This is a genomic window from Nocardia sp. NPDC024068 (assembly GCF_040638875.1).
Lineage (GTDB): Bacteria > Actinomycetota > Actinomycetes > Mycobacteriales > Mycobacteriaceae > Nocardia.
This window is the reverse complement of sequence record NZ_JBEZYU010000061.1, coordinates 1-19,423: the sequence shown is the minus strand read 5'-3', so window position 1 is coordinate 19,423 and position 19,423 is coordinate 1. Positions and strand designations below refer to the sequence as shown.

11 protein-coding genes are annotated in these 19,423 nt (G+C 70.5%); 8 read left to right on the top strand and 3 right to left on the bottom strand.

Annotated features, from left to right (window positions below; genetic code table 11):
* Positions 1-7: 7 nt before the first annotated feature.
* The 3 genes from AB0F41_RS27625 to AB0F41_RS27615 are packed head-to-tail and all read left to right on the top strand — an operon-like array spanning position 8 to position 3,476.
* A complete protein-coding gene (locus AB0F41_RS27625) occupies positions 8-253 on the top strand; it encodes a DUF2630 family protein (RefSeq protein WP_357428778.1) in 246 nt (81 codons plus the stop codon).
* Positions 254-262: 9 nt separating this feature from the next.
* A complete protein-coding gene (locus tag AB0F41_RS27620) occupies positions 263-1,765 on the top strand; it encodes an NAD(P)/FAD-dependent oxidoreductase (RefSeq protein ID WP_357428776.1) in 1,503 nt (500 codons plus the stop codon).
* The gene (locus AB0F41_RS27615) at positions 1,734-3,476 is read left to right on the top strand and encodes a carboxylesterase/lipase family protein (protein ID WP_357428774.1); all 1,743 of its coding nucleotides are present in this window, start codon (positions 1,734-1,736) and stop codon (positions 3,474-3,476) included. Before AB0F41_RS27620 ends, AB0F41_RS27615 begins: the two co-directional genes overlap by 32 nt.
* Before the next feature lie 7 nt (positions 3,477-3,483).
* Here AB0F41_RS27615 and AB0F41_RS27610 read toward each other — a convergent pair whose 3' ends face one another.
* Both AB0F41_RS27610 and AB0F41_RS27605 read right to left on the bottom strand, forming a co-directional pair.
* Positions 3,484-4,350, bottom strand: a complete 867-nt coding sequence (locus AB0F41_RS27610; protein WP_357428772.1) for a DNA-formamidopyrimidine glycosylase family protein — start codon at positions 4,348-4,350, stop codon at positions 3,484-3,486.
* 70 nt (positions 4,351-4,420) lie between these two features.
* Positions 4,421-4,948 carry a potassium channel family protein gene (locus AB0F41_RS27605; protein WP_357428770.1) on the bottom strand — a complete coding sequence of 176 codons (528 nt, stop codon included), beginning with the start codon at positions 4,946-4,948 and terminating at the stop codon, positions 4,421-4,423.
* Between the two features lie 174 nt (positions 4,949-5,122).
* Between AB0F41_RS27605 and AB0F41_RS27600 the strand changes: the two genes are divergently transcribed.
* The 5 genes from AB0F41_RS27600 to AB0F41_RS27580 all read left to right on the top strand — a co-directional run bounded on the left by AB0F41_RS27600 (position 5,123) and on the right by AB0F41_RS27580 (position 9,109).
* Positions 5,123-5,722 (top strand): Uma2 family endonuclease, encoded by a 600-nt coding sequence (locus AB0F41_RS27600; RefSeq protein WP_357428768.1) that lies wholly within the window; start codon positions 5,123-5,125, stop codon positions 5,720-5,722.
* Between the two features lie 79 nt (positions 5,723-5,801).
* Positions 5,802-6,455 (top strand): maleylpyruvate isomerase N-terminal domain-containing protein, encoded by a 654-nt coding sequence (locus tag AB0F41_RS27595; protein ID WP_357428766.1) that lies wholly within the window; start codon positions 5,802-5,804, stop codon positions 6,453-6,455.
* Between the two features lie 86 nt (positions 6,456-6,541).
* Entirely contained in the window at positions 6,542-7,198 is a 657-nt protein-coding gene (locus AB0F41_RS27590) for a HEAT repeat domain-containing protein (RefSeq protein WP_357428764.1), read from the top strand.
* 16 nt (positions 7,199-7,214) lie between these two features.
* A complete protein-coding gene (locus AB0F41_RS27585; RefSeq protein WP_357428762.1) occupies positions 7,215-8,204 on the top strand; it encodes a MerR family transcriptional regulator in 990 nt (329 codons plus the stop codon).
* 203 nt (positions 8,205-8,407) lie between these two features.
* Positions 8,408-9,109 (top strand): GNAT family N-acetyltransferase, encoded by a 702-nt coding sequence (locus tag AB0F41_RS27580; protein WP_357428760.1) that lies wholly within the window; start codon positions 8,408-8,410, stop codon positions 9,107-9,109.
* 189 nt (positions 9,110-9,298) lie between these two features.
* On the opposite strand, the gene AB0F41_RS27575 is transcribed toward AB0F41_RS27580, so the two are convergent.
* On the bottom strand, positions 9,299-19,408 hold the full coding sequence (locus AB0F41_RS27575; RefSeq protein WP_357428758.1) for an amino acid adenylation domain-containing protein: 10,110 nt from the start codon (positions 19,406-19,408) through the stop codon (positions 9,299-9,301).
* Between the last annotated feature and the right edge of the window lie 15 nt (positions 19,409-19,423).

The window sequence follows — 19,423 nt, the reverse complement described above, 5'->3', positions numbered from 1 at the left end:
GGGCGGCATGACCGAACAGGACATACTCGGGCGGATCAAGGAACTGGTCGACCACGAGCACGACCTGCGGTCGCGCGCGTCGAGCGGGGAACTCGATCCCGAAGTGGAGCGGCGGCGGCTGGCCGAATTGGAAGTCATGCTGGACCAGTGCTGGGATCTGCTCCGGCAGCGGCGCGCCCGGATCGACGGCGGCGAATCCCCGGACGAGGCCCAGCCCAGATCCCCGGGTCAGGTCGAGGGATACCTCCAGTAGGCGATCCGGATGTCCGACCGCGAACCCGGCACCACCGAATACGACGTCATCGTGCTGGGCGGTGGGCCGGCCGGTGAGAACGCCGCCGACTACGCCATCTCCGGCAGCGACCGCACCGCGATCATCGTGGAACCCGAGCGGGTCGGGGGCGAATGCTCGTACTGGGCCTGTGTGCCGAGTAAGGCCCTGCTGCGGCCGGCGCACGTGCTCGGCGCGGCACACGGGCTACCCGGTATCGAGACCCGCGGCCCCGACCTCGCCGCCGTCCTGCGCCGCCGCGACGAATTCGTGCACCTGCGCGACGGCGACCACGACGATTCGAGCCAGGTCGCGTGGGCCGGCGGGCTGGGTATCGAGGTGATCCGCGGCGTCGGCCGGCTCGACGGTGAACGCCGGGTCACCGTCGGAGAGCGGGTGCTGCACGCGCGGCAGGCGGTGGTCCTGGCCACCGGCACCCGGGCCGCGATCCCCGACGTGCCGGGCCTGCGCGAGGCCCTGCCGTGGACCTCCCGTGACGCCACCAGTATGCACGAACTCCCGAAACGGGTGGTGGTGATCGGCGGCGGCGTGGTCGCCTGCGAAGCCGCGACCTGGCTGTCGTCGCTGGGAGCCGAGGTCACACTGCTGGTGCGCGGCGACCGGCTGCTCGCCGGTACCGAACCCTTCGCCGGGAAGCGGGTGGCACAGTCCCTGAACGCCCGCGGAGTCCGGATCCTGTTCGGCACCTCACCGCAGCGGGTGCAACGCCCGGCCGCGGCGGATCACGGGGAAGGCCGGGTACACGGAGGCCCGGTCACCGTGCACGCCACGGGCCCCGACGGCGAATCGACCCTGCTCGCCGACGAACTCGTGGTGGCGGCCGGACGCACCCCGAACACCGCCGATATCGGTCTCGAAACCGTCGGGCTCCGCGCGGGTTACGTATCGGTGGACGATCAGCTGACGGTGACCGACGTACCCGGCAGCTGGCTCTACGCCGTCGGCGATATCAACCACCGGGCGGCGCTCACGCATATGGGCAAATATCAGGGCCGGGTCTGCGGGGATGTGATCGCGGCACGCGCGGAAGGCCGTTCGCTCAGTGCGCCGCGGCACCGGGCCGGCGCCGACCACTACGCGGTGCCCCAGGTCGTGTTCACCGACCCCGAGGTCGCCGCGGTCGGGCTCACCGAGGCGGCGGCCCGCAAGGCCGGATACGACGTACGGACGGTAGCCCTCGATATCGAGGTCGCCGGCGCCGCGCTGACCCGCGACGACTACAGCGGCCGCGCCGCCCTGGTCATCGACAACACCACCGACACCGTGCTCGGCGCGACTTTCGTAGGGCCCGAGGTCGGCGAGCAGCTGCACGCCGCGACGATCGCGGTCGCCGGGAAGGTCCCGCTGGACGCGCTGTGGCACGCGGTGCCCGCGTTCCCGACGGTGAGCGAATTCTGGTTACGACTGTTGGAGACCGATCGGTCGTCGTTACCATCGGCAGATGAGCGTAACCGAACAGATCACGACCACTGACGGGGTCGTCCGAGGCCGCCGCGGCCGCCGGGTGATGTATTGGCGGTCGCTCCCCTACGCCGCGCCGCCCGTCGGTGACCTGCGGTTTCGCGCACCGCAGCCGGTGCAGCCGTGGACCGATGTGCGCGACGCCACCTATTTCCGCGCTGCGGGAATCCAGCCCCGCTTCGGCGTGCGGCTCGGCCCGCGCAAACAGCAGGAGATGAGCGAGGATTCGCTGACACTGAATGTCGTGGCACCCGTCACACCGGCGGTGCGCCCGCGGCCGGTGATGGTGTTCATCCACGGCGGCGGGTATCTGTTCGGCACCTCGGCGCTGCGCCTGTACTCGGGTGTGCAGCTGGCGGCCGACGGTGACGTGATCGTGGTGTCGATCAACTACCGGCTGGGCGCCTTCGGCTACGCCGATTTCACCGAGTTCTCCACACCGGACAGCCCGTACGAATCGAATCTGGGTCTGCGCGACCAGATCGCCGCCCTGCGGTGGATCCAGGCCAATATCGCCGGATTCGGCGGCGACCCGGACAATGTCACCCTCTTCGGCGAATCCGCCGGGGCGCATGCGGTACTGAGCCTGCTGGCCACACCCTCGGCCGCCGGACTGTTCCAGCGCGGGATCGCGCAGAGCGCGCCCGCCGATTGGGGCCTGACGGTCGCGGAGGCACGGGAATTCGCCCGCCGCGTGCTGGACAAGCTGGGTATCGCACCGGAGAACGCGAACCGCGCCCTGCGCGAAGCGGACCCGCACGCCATCCGGCATGCCTTCAACAGGGCCTCGAACGCCGCGATGGCGGAATTCCCGGGATTCTTCCCGGCCGCGCCGGTCGCCGACGGCGAGCTGCTGCCCCATACCCCTATCGACGCCTTCACCGGTGGTCACACCCACCGGGTCCCGCTGATCATCGGCACCTGCCGTAACGAGGGCGCGCTGTTCAACAAGTTCACCGATACGCTGCCCACCCGGCCGGAGCGCCTCAAACGCGCGCTCAGCGCGGCCGGGCCGGAATACTATCCGCGGGTCTTCTCCACCTACCCCGGGTTCCCGGGGCCGGAGGCGGCCATCCGCGCGGGTGGCGACTACTTCTTCTGGCGCCCATCGCTGGCGGTGATGGAAGCCCACAGCCGCCACTCCCCCACCTACGCCTACCGCTACGATTTCGCGCCCCGGCTGTTCCAGCTCTACAAACTGGGCGCCACCCACGCCACCGACCTGCTGCCGACCTTCGGCGCGGTCTACGAACCGTGGAGCCGGGCGCTCACCGCCGGCGGCAGCCGCCGCGGGCTGCTGGCGGTCACCCGCCAATTCCAGGACAACTGGCTGAATTTCGCCCGCACCGGTGCACCGCTGCCGGTCTGGCCGCGCTATACCGAAGCGGAGCGCAGCACTCTCATCATCGACGCGCCCGGCCGGGTGGACCACGATCCGGACCGTACGCAGCGCGAACTCTGGGCGGGCGTGCGCGCACCGCAGCTGGTGCCGGTGGGCGGCGGCGTATCCCCGACCACGGCCGGATATCCGGATCCGGATGAAGGGTCCGAGGGCGACGGCAGCCTGCTGGGCGGTATCGCCGCCGAGCATCCGGTGGCGGCCGGTGCCGCCGACGCCGCGGTTTCGGCGGCGGAGAAATTATCCGACAGCGAGGACGACGACGCCCCGGACCGGACCACCGAGACACCGGCCGAGACCACCGACCCGAAACGCGCCGACTGACCGGCGGCTATTTCAGCAGTCGCGACATCCGGCGGTCGGCGAGGACCTTGCCGCCCGTCTGACAGGTGGGGCAGTACTGGAAGGACCGGTCCGTGAAGGCGACCTCGCGGACGGTGTCCCCACAGACCGGGCAGGGCAGGCCGGTACGGCCGTGTACCCGCATACCGGATCGTTTCTCCCCCTTGAGCCGGGCCGCGTCCTGCCCCACCGAACGTTCGACGGCGTCCAGTTCGACGGTGCGCATGGTCTCGTACAGGTCCGCCACCTTCGCCGCGGACAAGGTCTTCGCGGTGGCGAACGGGGAGATCTTGGCGGTGTGCAGGATCTCGTCGGAGTAGGCGTTACCGATCCCGGCCAGCAGCGTCTGGTCGACCAGGACATTCTTGATCCGCCCCGGCGCCGCGCTCAGCATCGCGGCGAACTCCGCCTCGGTGATCGCCAGGGCGTCCGGTCCGAGCCGGGCGATCCCGGGGACATCCGCCGGATCGCGCACGATATAGACGGCCAGCCGTTTCTTGGTTCCGGCCTCGGTGAGGTCGAACGCCGGTGTCGCCCCCTCCGGCGTGAAGAAATGCACCCGGAGCGCCAGCGGGCCGCGCCCGGGTTTGGGCGGCCCGGCGGCGGGATTGTCGATCCAGCGCAGCCACCCCGCCCGCGACAGATGGGTGATCAGCCACAGATCCCCGCACGCCATCCCCAGGAATTTCCCCCACCGGCCGGCCCCCGTCACGTCCCGGCCCGACAGCGCCGTCACCGGTGGGTCGAACGTCTTTATGGCGCTCAGCGCGGCCACATCGATCCGCCCGACCACCGCGCCGACCGCGTGCTCCCGCAGGAACTGCGCCAGCGCCTCCACTTCCGGTAGTTCGGGCACACGATCAGGCTACCGGGGCTCCCCGACATCGGAGATGTCCGAACTCACCCGACATCGGAGATGTCCGAACTCACCCGGCATCCGGTGTTTCCAAACGGCGGGAGATACCGGTGCTCATCACCGCCACCAGGGTCCCGATCACGACCAGGTCGAATGCCATCTGCACCGTCGTCGCGATTCGTGCGGCCTGCCCGACGGCGTGGATATCACCGAAGCCGACCGTCCCCAGCGTGGCGACGGTGTAGTAGAGAGCATCGTTACGCGTCCGCAGTTCCGTGAACTGGCCGGGGTCCCGTGATTCGAGCACGAAATAGAACAACGCGAAGAACACCACCACCAGCGAGATCAGGTACAGCAACCCGTCGACGCGGTGCCCGGTATCGCGGCTGGTCCGCACGAACTGCCCGATCCGGCGGTAGGCGAGCCACGCCAGTCCGGCCACGCCGATGGCGAACAGCACCACCGTCACCACCCGAGTCGGCCAGAATCCGGGCAGCTCCCAGGTCACCGGGACGAAGTAGTAGAACAGCAGGGCACTCACCACGGTGCCCAGGTTCCGCCACAGATGCGTCCGGCCGCTGATAGCTCGAGATGCCATACGGTCATGATCGGCCGCGATCGCCTCGACTCCGGGCGGGCGCGCCGGGGCCGAGCGCATTCGCCCCGCGCGCCCCGGCCGGAAGAAACGGCGGTCCGAACGAATCCACAGGTCACAGGCCCGTGCCATACTGGGCAGGTCAGTCGATCACCGTGCGCAGAGCGAGGGAAGCAGATGACCGCCGACCCCATACCGACGGACTCCCGCCCGTCCCTGGGTTGGCCGGTGCCGCCACCCGAGGGTTACTTCGCCGAAGACCTCGACCGGCTGCCCGATCTGCCCTCGCATACCGAACTGATCGACGGGAGTCTCGTTTTCGTGAGCCCGCAGAAGATGTTCCATATGATGGTCATCAACTTTCTCTGGATGGAGTTGAAGCGCCAGACACCCGGACAACTGATCGCTTTGCGGGAGATGACGGTCACCCTGAGTGAACGTCAGCGTCCTGAGCCCGACGTCATGATCGTCGCAGCTGCCGCATACGCCGGGATCGAGCAGACCACGTACCACCCTGCGGACACCGTGCTCGTGATCGAGGTGGTCTCCCCCGACTCCGTCGAACGCGACCGCAAGCGCAAACCCCAGCTCTACGCCGAAGCCGGTATCCAGCACTTCTGGCGGGTGGAAAACGTCGACGGCCGGGCTGTCGTGTACACCTACGAACTCGACCCGGCGACCGGAAAGTACACACCCACCGGCATCCATCACGACAAACTGACCATCACCGTGCCCTTCGATATCGCCCTCGACCTCACCCGGGCCACCGAACCCTGATCGACCCGATTCCCCTGGCAGCGAACGTATGACGGCGAATCCGGTCGCCCGGCCGGGTGGGTACTGCTAGCTTGCGGCCGTGGACTTCTCCCATTCCTGGACAGCGTTGCGCGCGGCGATCGCCGGACTCTCCGACGAGAATTTCGACCGGCCGTCCGGCTGCACCGGCTGGTTGGTCCGGGACCTGGTGTGCCACTTGATCATCGACGCGCAAGATGTGCTGATCACCCTCGTCACCCCCACCGACAAGGAACCGACCCGGGACGAGATCACCTACTGGGATCTCGCGGAATCGGCCCCGACCGGCGATGATCCGCTGGACGCGCTGATCGTCCGGCTGGCCGCCGCCTACGGCGAACCGCGACTGCTGGAACTGCATTTCGACGATGTGGGTTCCGCGGCGGGGCGCGCCGCCGAACTCGCCGACCCGGATGTGCGAGTCAGTACTCGCGACGAAGTCCTCACCGTCCACGACTACCTCACTGCCTATGTGCTGGAGTCCACCCTCCACCATCTCGATCTGATCGCCCATCTCCCGGACGCGCCGCGCCCGCCGGACCGGGGCCTGGCCCGCGCGCGGGAGCTGCTGGAGCGGATCGCCGGTGCCACCTTCCCCGCATCGTTCTCCGATACCGACGCACTGCTGGTCGGGACCGGCCGGCGGGCGCCGACCGATACCGAGCGGGCCGAGCTCGGGAGACTGGCCGGGAAGGTCCCGCTGGTTCTCGGTTGAATCGCCGGACGGCCCGGCCCGGGCTGCGCGACTTGACCCTGACATCGTGACAAGGTCTTGAGTGGTCGGCGAAGGAGGTGGTTGTCGTGAATACAACCCACCACGGTGAGCCGGATGCTCGCCTGATCGCCGCGCTGACCGGCGCCGACTCGTCGATTCGGCTGCGGGCCGCGCTCTCGGCCGGTACCCGGGCCGATCCGCTTCTCCTGCCGACCCTGATCGAGCGGTGCGCGGTGGAACCGGATTTCTTCGTCCGCGACATGCTCACCTGGGCGCTGTGCCGGCTACCGGCCGAGATCACCGTGCCGCGTCTGCGCACCGAACTCGGATCGGAGACGGCGCAGGCCCGGAGTCAGGCGCTGCACACCCTGTCCAAGATCGGTGACGGCAGTGCCTGGCCCGCGGTCTCGGCCCTGCTGCACGATGCCGACGACGAGGTCGCCCTCAGCGCGTGGCGGGCGGCGGTGGTGCTCGTTCCGTCCGGCGCGGAGCGCGGGCTGGCCGCCGAGCTGGCGCTCGAGCTGGGCCGGGGCGATCGGCCGGTGCGGCTCGGCCTGAGCCGGGCGCTGGCGGCGCTCGACGAGGCCGCTGTTGCGGCGCTCGAGGCCGCCGCGGCCGGTACCGATCCCGAAGTTCGCGCCCACGCCGAGGCCACCGAGCGGCTTCGTCTCGACCCCGACAGCGGGTTCACACTCGCCTCGGAGCTGGCCAAACGGGTCGCCGCGACCGGTCCGGACGTCTGAGAGGAAGGGCGACGCGATGTTGATCGGCGAGGTTTCGCGACAGTCCGGTGTCAGCACCCGCATGCTGCGTCACTACGACCGGCTGGGACTGGTGGAACCGACCGGCCGCACCTCCGGCGGGTACCGCGAATACTCCGCCGCCGATATCCGTCGCCTCTTCCGCGTCGAATGTCTCCGGACCCTGGGGCTATCGCTGACCGAGGTCGGGCAGGCGCTGGATGAGCCCGGTTCCACCCCCACCGAATTGGTGGGCGAGCTCATCCGGCACACCCGGGCCCGGATCACCGCACAGGAGGAGTTGCTCCGGAAACTCGAACGGGTCGAGGCGGCCGCACCGGCACAGTGGGGTGACGTGATCGGGCTGGTCACTCTGCTGCGGGCGCTGGAATCGGAGTCCGGCGCCCGTCGCCAGCAGGCGGTGCTGGCGCAGCACCGGGGCACGGCACTGCCGGTCGAATCACTGGTCGAGGCGGCGCTGTCGGAGAACGACCCGAATGTCGCCGGGGCGCTGCTGTGGTCGCTGGCCAGGGCCGGCGGTGCGGGTCTGCCCGATCTGGCCGCCGGTCTCGATTCGCCGGATATCGAGGTGCGCCGGCGGGCGACCGTCGCGATCGGGGCGGTGCCCGTGGCGGAGGCGACGGAATTGCTGCGGCGAGCCCTCGGCGATCGCGAGGTGGCCGTCCGTGATCGCGCCGCCCTGGCACTGGGTTCCCGGCGGGTCGCCGAGGCGGTACCCGCGCTGCTCGACATGGTGGCCGCCGGACGGTCCGATGTGGATGCCGCCGAGGCGCTGGGCCTGCTGGCGGAGGCGGGAGCGTCGGCGGGCGATATGGTCCGGAGGATGCGGGACACCCTCGCCGACACCGCCGACGCCGCCACTCGATTGCGGATCACGCAGGCGCTCGCCGAAATCCCGGGCGACGCGGCCCGGCAGGCCCTCGTCGACCTGACCGGCGACACCGACCGGACGATCGCCGGAACCGCTGCCGCGATCCTGCGCCGATAACCTTTGCGGCCCGCGCTCCGCCGTGAGTACGGGAGGCAGTGCGATGAGCGAAATGCGCGTGATCGGCATCCGGGTCGAGCAGCACCGGCCCGCCGGTTCCGGAACCGTGTCCGTAGGGTGGCCGCAAGGCGTTGCCCCGGCCGCAAGGCATTGTCCCGACCGGCCGGGGATGTCGTCCCGCGTCACACGGAAGGCAGATCGGCATGGCGAACCTCGCCACCACCACCCTCGACGACCCGGTGGGCGAATCGCTACGCGGTCACCACGCGCATCTCGCCCGCCGGATCGGCCGAACCGGCACCTACCTGCCGGAAGTAGCCGGCTTCTGCGCGGTCCCGGCCGATCCCGGCCCGCAGGACTGGTCGGATCTCGCCCGTTTGCTCGGCCGCGGTGAACTCGCCGATCTGTTCAGTTGCCCGGCGCAACCGCCCCCGGATTGGGAAGAGGTCTTCTCCTTGGCAGGCCGTCAGCTGGTGCGGCCGGAGACCGGGCCCGATCGCGCTCCCGCCGGTACCGGCCCCGAAATCGTCGAGCTGGGGACGCACGACGTGGCCGAGATGCTCGACCTCGTCGCGCGCACCCGGCCGGGCCCGTTCCGGCCGCGCACCCATGAACTCGGCACCTACCTCGGAATCCGGCACCGAGGCACGCTGGTGGCGATGGCGGGCCAGCGACTCCGGCCCCCGGGATGGACCGAGATCAGTGCGGTCTGCACCGCGCCCGAAGCCCGCGGCCTGGGGTACGCCGCCCGGCTGGTCGACACCCTCGCCGAGCGGATCACCGCCCACGGCGAACGCCCCTTCCTGCACGTGGCAGAAACGAACACCGGCGCGATCGCCCTCTACGAACGGCTCGGCTTCCGGACCCGCAAGCACGTGACATTCAGGGGTTTCCGTATTCCCTGACCGCTACTCCGAGTGCCCCCGACGTGGTGCGTTCGAGCAGGCGGCGGCGCACCGACAAGTTCTGGTCGGGCTACGTCGAGGCGGTCGGGGAAGGAGTCCGGACGGGCCTGGGCCGCCACATTCCCCGGCCCGGCACGGTGCGCAGGTCGGGCGGATGCCGGGTGGTCTGGACGACCACCCGGCATCCGGTCAGCTCTCGACGACGGTGACCTCGTCCGGCACCTCATCCGGTCGCGATCCGGCAGCGGCGAACCAGTGCGTGACCTCGCCGCCCTCCACATCGTCGACCGGATCCCCGCCCGCCGGCAGCACCGACAGCGCGCCGGCGGTGGCGGCGACCAGGAACTCGTCCACGGCCGGGGCGCCGGAGGATGCGGTGGTGAACGTGGTCGATTCGTAGTCGATCTCGTGGGTCTCCCGCAGCCCGGAGGCCCGGTCCAGGGCCTCGGTCTGGGTGAGGGTCCGCGTCTCCTCGGCGGTGACCACGACGAAAGCCGGGTGGTCCTCGCCCAGCGGACGAGCCCGGTCGGCGTAGGACACCGGATGGGTGGGCGCCTCGGCCAATTCGGTGGCGGAGTCGATCGCCTCCGGATTGAGCCACCGCAGCGAACCCGACGCGGTATCACCCAGCACCAGATCGGCGCCCGCGGCGGCGACCCGGTCGGCGGGCAGGTCCGCGGCGAACAGCAGTGCGGCACCGGCCTTCTGGACTGCCCACGCGGCCACCACGGAATCCACCGACCGCCGGGTGGTGACGGCGACGGTATCGCCGGGACCGATCTCACGGGCAATGAGCAGCCGGGCCAGCTGCGAGGACCGCCGGTCCACCACCTGGTAGGCGATCTCGTCGTCACCCACCAGCAGGGCGGGTGCGGCCGGATCCTCTTCGACCACCTCGGCCAGCGCCTTGGCCACCGTACGGGCGCCGACCCAGCCGGCCGCCGGTTCGGCGACGGCGGGACGGGATTCGGCGACCAGCCGGGCCCGTTCGGCGGCGTCGAGGATATCGATATCGCCGACGACGGAGGCCGGATCGGCGGCCAGCGCCTCGAGCACCCGCAGGAAGCGGGCGGCCAGGGTGCCGGTTTCGGCCTCGGTGAACCGGTCTCCGGCGTATTCGAGCGAGAAGCCGAGCTGTTCCTCGTCGGTGACCATCAGGGTGACCGGATAGTTGGTGCCGCCGTGGAAGTCCAGGCCGGTCACCGACATCCCGTCGATCGAGCTGACCCGTTCGATGGATTCGCGATCCACCGGGTAGGACTCGAACACCAGCAGGGTGTCGAACTGGGCACCCGGCCCGGCCGCGCGCTGGATCTCGGGCAGCCCGGTCTGGTGATGATCCAGCAGCTCGGCCTGTTCCCGCTGGACCCGGGTGAGCAACTCGGTGACGGTGGCCCGCTCGTCGATACGCACCCGCACCGGCAGGGTGTTGATGAACATACCGACCATCGACTCCACCCCCGGCAGTTCCGCCGGACGGCCGGAGACCGTGGCGCCGAACACCACATCGCCGCGGCCGGTGAGCCGGCCGAGCAGGATCGCCCACGCGGTCTGCACGAAGGTGTTGACCGTGATCCCCAGTGTCGCGGCGAGGTCCCGGATCCGCTGGGACAGTTCGGGGTCGAATTCCGGCGTGACGCGGCCGTTCGGCGCGGCCTCGGATTTCGGTTGCGGCGCCAGCAGGGTCGGTTCGGTGACCCCGGCCAGGGCGTCGCTCCACGCGTCCAGGCCCTCGGCCGGGTCGCGGTCGCCGAGCCAGGCCAGGAACTCCCGGTACGAATGCGCGGCGGGCAGCGAACTCGCGTCGCCGTGCAACGCGTAGAGCATCAGCAGATCGCGCAGGATCAGCGGCAGCGACCACCCGTCGAAGACGATGTGATGCGCCACCACGGCCAGATGCGCCCGCTCGTCGGTATCGCGGATCAGCGTGAACCGCAGCAGCGGCGCCACCGCCAGATCGAATCCGGCGGCCCGGTCCGCGGCCAGCAGCCGGGTCCGTTCACCGTCGCGTTCGCCGTCCGGAAGGTTCCGCAGATCCCGTTCCTGCCATGGCAATACGACCTCGTCGGCGACGATCTGCACCGCCCGCCCGGCCTGGTCGGTGGTGAACCCGACCCGCAGGCTGGAGTAGCGGTCCAGCAGCGCCTGCCCGGCGGCCCGCAACCGGGCCCCGTCCACGGCACCGCCGAGTTCGATGACCGCCTGCTGGGCATAGACGTCGCCACCGCCCGAACCGGCCAGCTGGGACAGGAACAGCATGCCCGACTGCAGCGGCGAGAGCGGCCACACCTCCGACAGCCGGGGGTACTCGCGTTCCCAGCGGTCGATATCGGCCTGCTCCACGCTCACCAGCGGCATATCCGACGGGGTGTGCCCACCGGCGCCGCCCTGCCCGGCGTGCCGGGCCAGTGCGGTGAGCGCGGTGAACCACAGGTCGGCCAGCTCCTGCACCCGTTTCCGGGACAGCAGGCCGGTCGGGAAACCGAAGGTGGCGGACAGCCGCCCGTTCTCGCCGACGACCGCGTTGATCTCGACCGCCGCGGGTGCGGGCAGCCGGTGCGCGCGGCGGGTGAGCGGTTCGACGAATCCGTCGACCGGACTCCAGCCGTGACCCGAATCGGTATCGGCGCCACGACGATCGCTGAACCGGAACGCGATCGGGGCGGGGCCCGTACCGCGGTAGCCGACACCGGCGCCGGGCACCGCGCGCAGCTGTTCCTTCACCGATTTCACCGTCGCGCCCAGGGCGGGCCCGCCGGTGAACGCGGCGTCGAGATCGATACCGGCGAGGTCGAGGCGGACCGGATGGGCTCCGGCGAACCAGCCGACGGTGCCGAGCAGGTCCGCGCCGGGCAGGGCGTCGGCGCCTCGGCCGGAACGTTCCAGCTCGACGAGTGCCGCCGGACCGCCGCACCAGCGCACCACCGCGAGGGCCAGCGCCGACAGCAGCGCGTCGAGCCGGTCGCCGTGGTACAGGCCGGGGATATCGGTCAGGATCGCGGCGGCCGTCTCGTCGGGGACGGCCACCCGCACCTCGTCCATGGAGACCACGGTGTCGGCGGCCGGATCGAAATCGCGTTCCGTCGGCAGGGCCGCGACGCCGCGGTTGAGGCCGCGCCAGTACGGTTCCGCCGCGCGATCCCGGGCCGCGTCGGCGATCCCGTGCGCCCAGGCGCGCAGCGAGGTCGCCGCGGCCGGTAGCACGATCGGGCTGCCCGCCGCGGCAGCTGCCGCGGCCGTACCGAGATCCCGGCCGATGATCCGCCAGGACTGTTCGTCCACCACGAACCGGTGACCGACGGCCAGCAGCATATCGGCGCGCTCGCCGTTACCGGCGAACCAGACGAACTGGGCCATCACGCCCTGTTCGGGGTCGAGCCGCTCGATGGCGGCGTCGAGTTCGGTCGCGGCGGCCCGGACCAACTCGCCGTCCTTGCGCTCGGCGGCCACCGGGACCCGGTGGAGAACCGCGCCGGCCTCGACCGTCCCCGGTTCGCCGATCTCCAATACCTGACCGCCGTCCGTGCGGCGCAGCCGGGCACGCAGGGCGTCGTGCCGGTCCAGCACCGCGGTGATCGCGGCCAGCAACGCCGGTTCGGTGAGGCCGGCCGGCAACCGCCAGGCCATCGACTGGGCGTAGCCGGCATACGGCGCCGCACCGGCCAGTACCGCCGCGATATTCGGAGGTATGGGCAGTTCGCCGACACCACCGCCGGGCAGTTCCGGCAGCAGCGGACGTTCCGGTTCCAGGTCCACGGCCGCCACCGCGGCCAGTCCCGCCACGGTGCGCTGCTCGAACACATCGCGGGCCCGGAACTCGACACCGCGGGTGCGGGCCCGCGAGACCAGCTGGATGGACAGGATGCTGTTACCGCCGAGCGCGAAGAAATCGTCGTCGACGCCGATCTGCTCCATCTCGAGCACCTCGGCGACCACCTCGGCGACGATCTGCTCGGCCCGGGTGGACGGCGCGCGGTAGGCCGACGCGGCGAACTCCGGTTCCGGCAGGGCCTTGCGGTCCAGCTTGCCGCTGGTGTTCAGCGGGAATTCCGGCAGTCCGATGATCAGCGCCGGAACCATGTACACCGGCAGGGTCTCGCCGATGGCCTCCAGCAGGGCGGCCTGGTCGATCTCCGCACCGGGCGCCGGGACCGTGTAGGCGATCAGCTGATCACCGCGCTGGGTCGGCAGTACCAGCGCGACGGCCTGGCGCACCGACGGCTGCGCCAGCAGCGCCGCTTCGATATCGCCGAGTTCGATGCGCTGACCGCGCAGTTTCACCTGGAAATCGCTGCGGCCGATGTAGTCGAGCACCTGGCGTCCACCGGACTGCTGCCAGCGCACCAGGTCGCCGGTGCGGTACATCCGGCTACCGGGCTCGAACGGATCGGCCACGAACCGGTCCGCGGTGAGATCGGGTCGCGCGATGTACCCGCGGGCCAGCTGGTCACCGGCCAGGTACAGCTCGCCCACCACGCCCGGGGGAACCGGATGCAGTCGCGAATCCAGCACATGCACCCGGGTGTTCCACTGCGGCACACCGATCGGGACGGAAGCGCCCTCGGTCTCGGTCGCGGGCCAGTAGGTCACCGAGACCGCGGCCTCGGTCGGGCCGTACAGGTTGTGCAAGCCCGCACCGGAGATCGCCTGCATCTCCGCGACGGTCGACGGCGGCAGCGCCTCACCGATCACGAACACATCCCGCAGCGTCGGAATCGTTCCGGCCGGGGTGTGGGTGGCGAACACCGACAGCAGCGACGGGACGAAGTCGACGACGGTCACCCGGTTCGCCGCGATCGTCTCGGCCACATAGGCCGGATCACGATGCCCGTCGGGAGTGGCGAGGACCAGGGTCGCGCCCGCCCGCAGCGGCATGAAGTTGGCCCACAGCGAGATATCGAAGGTGGCCGGCGCCTTCTGGAGGTAGACGTCCTCGCTGCCCATCGGGTACTCGGCCAGCATCCATTCGATCTGGTTGTTGATCGCGCGGTGCGAGACCGCCACACCCTTCGGGCGACCCGTCGAACCGGACGTGAAGATCACATACGCCGGGTTCTCCGGGCGCACCGGGCCGCGCAGTTCCGCCGCGGTCAGCGGGGATCCGCTGTAACCGGTGGTGTCCACGGTGTCCAGATGCAGCGCCGGGGTGCCCTCCGGCACCGCGACCGCGTCGGCGGTCCGGGTGAGCACGCAGACCGGGCGCGCCGTCTCGAGGACGTACCCGATCCGTTCGGCGGGATGATCCGGATCCAGTGGCACATAGGCACCGCCGGCGGCGACGATCGCGTACATCCCGACCATCAGATCCAGCGACCGCCGGACCGCCAGCCCCACCAGCGATTCCGGGCCCACACCCTCGGCGATCAGCAACCGCGCCAGGCGGTTCACCCGCTCGTCGAACTCGCGGTAGGTGAGCTGCTCGCCCTCGTAGACCACCGCGACCCGATCCGGGTACGCGGCCGCTGTCCGGGTATACCCGGCGGTCAGCAGTTCCGGCTCCACCGGGTGCGCGGTTGCGTTGCGCTGCGCCAGCGCCATCCGCTCGGCGGCGTCGAGGACGGCGAGATCTCCGACCGCCGTACCCGGTGCGGCCACGATCTCGGCCAGCATCCGGACGAACCGGTCCATGAAGCCCTGCGCCGTCGCGTGATCGAACAGATCGGTGGCGTAGGTGAGATGGCCGCCGATACCGCCGGCCGCGCCGGTCTCGTCGTAGACATCGCCGACGATCAGATGCAGATCGAACTGCGACATCTCGGTGTCGAACTCCAGTCCGGCGACCGAGAGCCCCGCCAGTTCGAGCGCGGCCCGGCTCTGGTTCTGGAACGACAGGCCCACCTGGAACAGCGGATGCCGGGCGGTGGAGCGCTGCGGATTGAGCAGTTCCACCAGCCGCTCGAACGGCACATCCGCGTTGGCGAAGGCCGCGATATCGGTTTCGCGCTGCCGGGCCAGCAGATCGGTGAAGGCCTCGCCGCGGTCCACCTGGGTGCGGAACACCAGGGTGTTGACGAACATCCCGATCAGATCGTCCAGGATCGCGCTGCCGCGGCCCGCGATCGGCGTGCCGACGGCGATATCGTCGGTGCCCGACAGCCGCGACAGCAGCACCGCGAACGCGGTGTGGACCACCATGAACAGGGTGGCCCCCTGCTCGTGGGCCAGCCGGACCAGTTCGCGATGGGTATCGGCGTCGATCCGGATCTCCACCCGGCCACCGTGATAACTCTGCATCGCCGGCCGCGGGCGGTCGGCGGGCAGATCGAGTTGATCGGGCAGATCGGCCAGCGCCGTCCGCCAGTACTCGACCTCGGCGTGCGCGAGCGATTCGGGGTCGTCCTCGGCGCCGAGCACTTCCCGCTGCCACAGCGCGTAATCGGCGTACTGCACCGGCAGCGGCTGCCAATCGGGCGCGGTACCCGCGGTGCGGGCCGCGTACGCGAGCATCAGATCACGGGTCAGCGGCCCCGCCGACGAACCGTCGCCGGAGACGTGGTGCACCGTCAGCGCGAGCACGTATTCGTCGGTGGTCCCGGTGATCTCGAAGACCGCGATCCGCAGCGGCGGCGCGGCGGTGACATCGAACGAGGTCGACAGCACCTCCAGCACGGCCTCCTCGATACCCTCCGGCGCGACCGCGCGGGTCTGCAGTTTCACCACATCGCTGCCCGGGGGCAGGATCACCTGCACCGGGCCCGAATCGGTTTCCGGGTAGTAGGTGCGCAGGATCTCGTGCCGGTCGACCAGATCGGTGATCGCCGCCCGCAGGGCGGGCAGATCCAACCGGCCCGACAGCCGTACCGCCACCGGCACGTTGTAGGCCGCCGATTCGCTGTCGAAGCGGTTCAGGAACCACATCCGCTGCTGGGCGGGCGACAGCGGAATCCGCTCCGGACGCGGCCGCGCCGTCAGCGGTGCCCGGCCGCCCCGGCCGGTCTGCGCCTGCACCCGGGCGGCCAGCGCGACCACGGTGGAGGCCTCGAACAGCATGCGTACCGGCACATCGGTATCGAGCGCGGCACCGAGCCGGGCCGCCACCTGGGTCGCGATGAGCGAGTTGCCGCCGAGGACGAAGAAATCGTCGTCCAGCCCGATACGCCGCGCCCCGGACAGGCCCAGCACCTCGGCGAACACTCCGGCCACGATCTCCTCGACCGGTGTGGTCGGCGCCCGGAACTGCCCGGATTCCAGAACCGGTTCCGGCAGTGCCCGGCGGTCGAGTTTGCCGGCGGGGGTCAGCGGGATCTCGTCGAGCACGACGATCGCGCTGGGCACCATGTAATCGGGCAGCACCCCGGACACCCGCTCGGTCAGCGTCGCGGTATCGACGGTCGCACCCGCGACCGGCAGCACATACGACACCAGGATCGTCGCCCCGGAATCGGCTTCCCGGCCGACGGTGACCGCGAAGTCCAGCTCCGGCTGCGCCGCCAGCGCGGCGTCGATCTCGCCCAGTTCGATGCGGAAACCGCGCACCTTCACCTGGAAGTCGTTGCGGCCCACGTATTCCACGCTGTCACCGAGCCAGCGCACCACATCGCCGGTGCGGTACAGCCGCTCGCCCGGCGCGCCGAACGGATCGGCGACGAAACGCCCGGCCGTGAGCGCGGGGCGGGCGTGATAGCCACGGGCCAGCTGGATACCGCCGAGGTAGAGCTCGCCCGCCACGCCCTGGGGAACCGGCTGCAACCGGGCATCCAGCACCAGCGCGCGCATACCCCGGATCGGGCCGCCGATGGTGACGGCCTCGCCCGGAATCAGCGCATCGCTGATATTCGACGCGACCGTGCTCTCGGTCGGACCGTAGGCGTTGAACATCTTCCGGTCCGCCGCCCACCGGCCGACCAGGTCCGCCGGGACCGCCTCGCCGCCGACCACGATCGCGCGCACCTGCGACAGCGCGCCCGGATCGAGGGAGGCGAGCACCGAGGGCGTCATGAAGGCATGGGTCACCCCGGTGGTCCGGATCAGTTCCGCCAGTTCCGCACCGCCGAACATCATCGACGGCACCAGCACCTGCGTACCCGCCGCACCGACGGCCAGCAGCAGTTCCAGTATCGACGCGTCGAAGGACGGCGAGGCGAACGCCAGCGCCCGGGTCGAGGTGTCGAGCCCGAACCGGCGGACCTGTTCGGTCCCGAAGTTGCGCAGGCCGGTATGCGGCACCGCGACGCCCTTGGGCAGTCCGGTGGACCCGGAGGTGTAGATCATGTACGCGGTGTTCGCGGTACGTAGCGGCGCGCGCCGATCGGTATCGGTGATCGCGTGCGGCGAACTGGCCTCCACCTCGGCGGCGAGATCCGGGTCGCCGAGGACGAGCCAGCCGCCCGGGGGTACCGGCAGATCCGCCACATCGGCCGCTTCGGTGACGCCGAGCGCGGCGCCGGAATCGGTGATCATATGGGCGATCCGGTCGGCCGGATAACCCGGATCCACCGGCACCAGTACGGCGCCGGATTTGGCGATCGCCCACAGGGTCAGCACCGAATGCCAGGACCGGCGCAGTGCCGAGGCCACCGGGACCTCCGGACCGGCGCCACGGGAGATCAGCACCCGGGCCAGCTTGTTGGCGGCCGTATCGAGCTCGGCATAGGTGTAGGACACCCCGTCGGCGACCACCGCGATGCCGCCGGGATTGGTGGCCGCGGCGGTCACCAGGATCTCGGCCAGGGTGCGCGGCGGCTCCGCCGGACCACCGGTGCGGGTGGTCAGCGCCCGCCGTTCGGTGGCGTCGAGCAGTTCCAGTTCCCCGACCGCGGTCCCGGCATCGGCGACCACGGCCGCCAGCAGCCGCTGGAAGCGGCGGCCGAAATCGACCACGGTCTGTTCGTCGAACAGATCCCGGGCGTAGCCGAACTCGGCGGCGAGGCCGCCGGGAGCGCCGTCGGGCCCGGTGATCTCGCGGACCGTCAGCTGCAGATCGAACTTGGCGATCTGGGCGTCGGGGTCCAATCCGGTGAAGGTGAGGCCGGGCAGTTCGAATTCGAGTTCACCGAAGTTCTCGAACGACAGCACCACCTGGAACAGCGGATGCCGGCCCGCGGAACGCTCCGGGTTGAGCACCTCGACCAACCGCTCGAACGGGATATCGGCGTGGGCGAAGGCCCGCAGATCGGTGTCCTTGTTCTCGGCGAGCAGTTCGGTGAACGTCGCCTCCGGCCGCACCCGCGAGCGCAGGACCAGCGTGTTGACGAACATACCGATGAGGTCGTCGAGTTCGGCTTCGCCGCGGCCCGCGATGGGCGTACCGATGGCGATATCGTCGCCGGCCGACATCCGGGCCAGGAATACCGCGAGGGCGGTGTGGACCACCATGAACAGCGTGGCGTTCCCGGAGCGCGCGAGTTCGGCCAGGCCGGCGTGGGTCGCGGCGTCCACGAGGAAACCGGTCTTACCGCCGGCGAACGACTGTTCGGCCGGGCGGAGCCGGTCGGCGGGCAGGTTCAGTTCGTCGGGCAGCTCGGCCAGTTCCGTGGTCCAGTAGGCGAGCTGGGTACCGGCCACCGAGGCGGGATCGCTCTCGTCGCCGAGGACTTCGCGCTGCCAGATACTGAAATCGGCGTACTGCACCGGCAGCGGCGACCAGCCCGGCAGCAGACCCGCCGCGCGGGAGGCGTAGGCGGTCATCACATCCCGGGTCAGCGGGCCCATCGACCAGCCATCGGCGCTGATGTGATGCGCCACGAATACCAGTACGTAGTCACCGTCGGCGATCCGGAACAGGGTGATGCGCAGGGGCACCTCGTCGCGGACATCGAAGCCGGTGGCGGCGACCGCCACGATCCGTTCCTGCACCTCGTCGGCGGTGACCGGGATCGGGGTCAGGTCGGGAACGGCCTGTTCGACCGGCAGCACCCGCTGTTCCGGCTGCCCGGCGGGGGCCGGATAGACGGTGCGCAGCACTTCGTGCCGGGTCACCACATCGGTGACCGCCTGCCGCAGCGCATCCAGGTCCAGGTCACCGGTCAAGCGCACAGCGGCCGGGATGTTGTAGGCGGCGGATCCGGTGTCGAACTGGTTGAGGAACCACATCCGCTGCTGCGCCAGCGACAACGGAATCCGCTCCGGCCGCGGACCCGCGACCAGCGCTTTGCGTCCGCCGGTTCCGGCGTGCTGTTCCACCCGCACGGCCAGTCCGGCGACCGTCGCGGCCTCGAACAGCACCCGCACCGGCACCCGCGCGTCGAGCGCGGCGCCGATCCGTGCCGTGACCTGCGTGGCCAGCAGCGAGTTACCACCGAGCGCGAAGAAATCATCATCCGCGCCGACCCGCTCCACCCCGAGCACATCGGCGAACACACCCGCCACGATCTC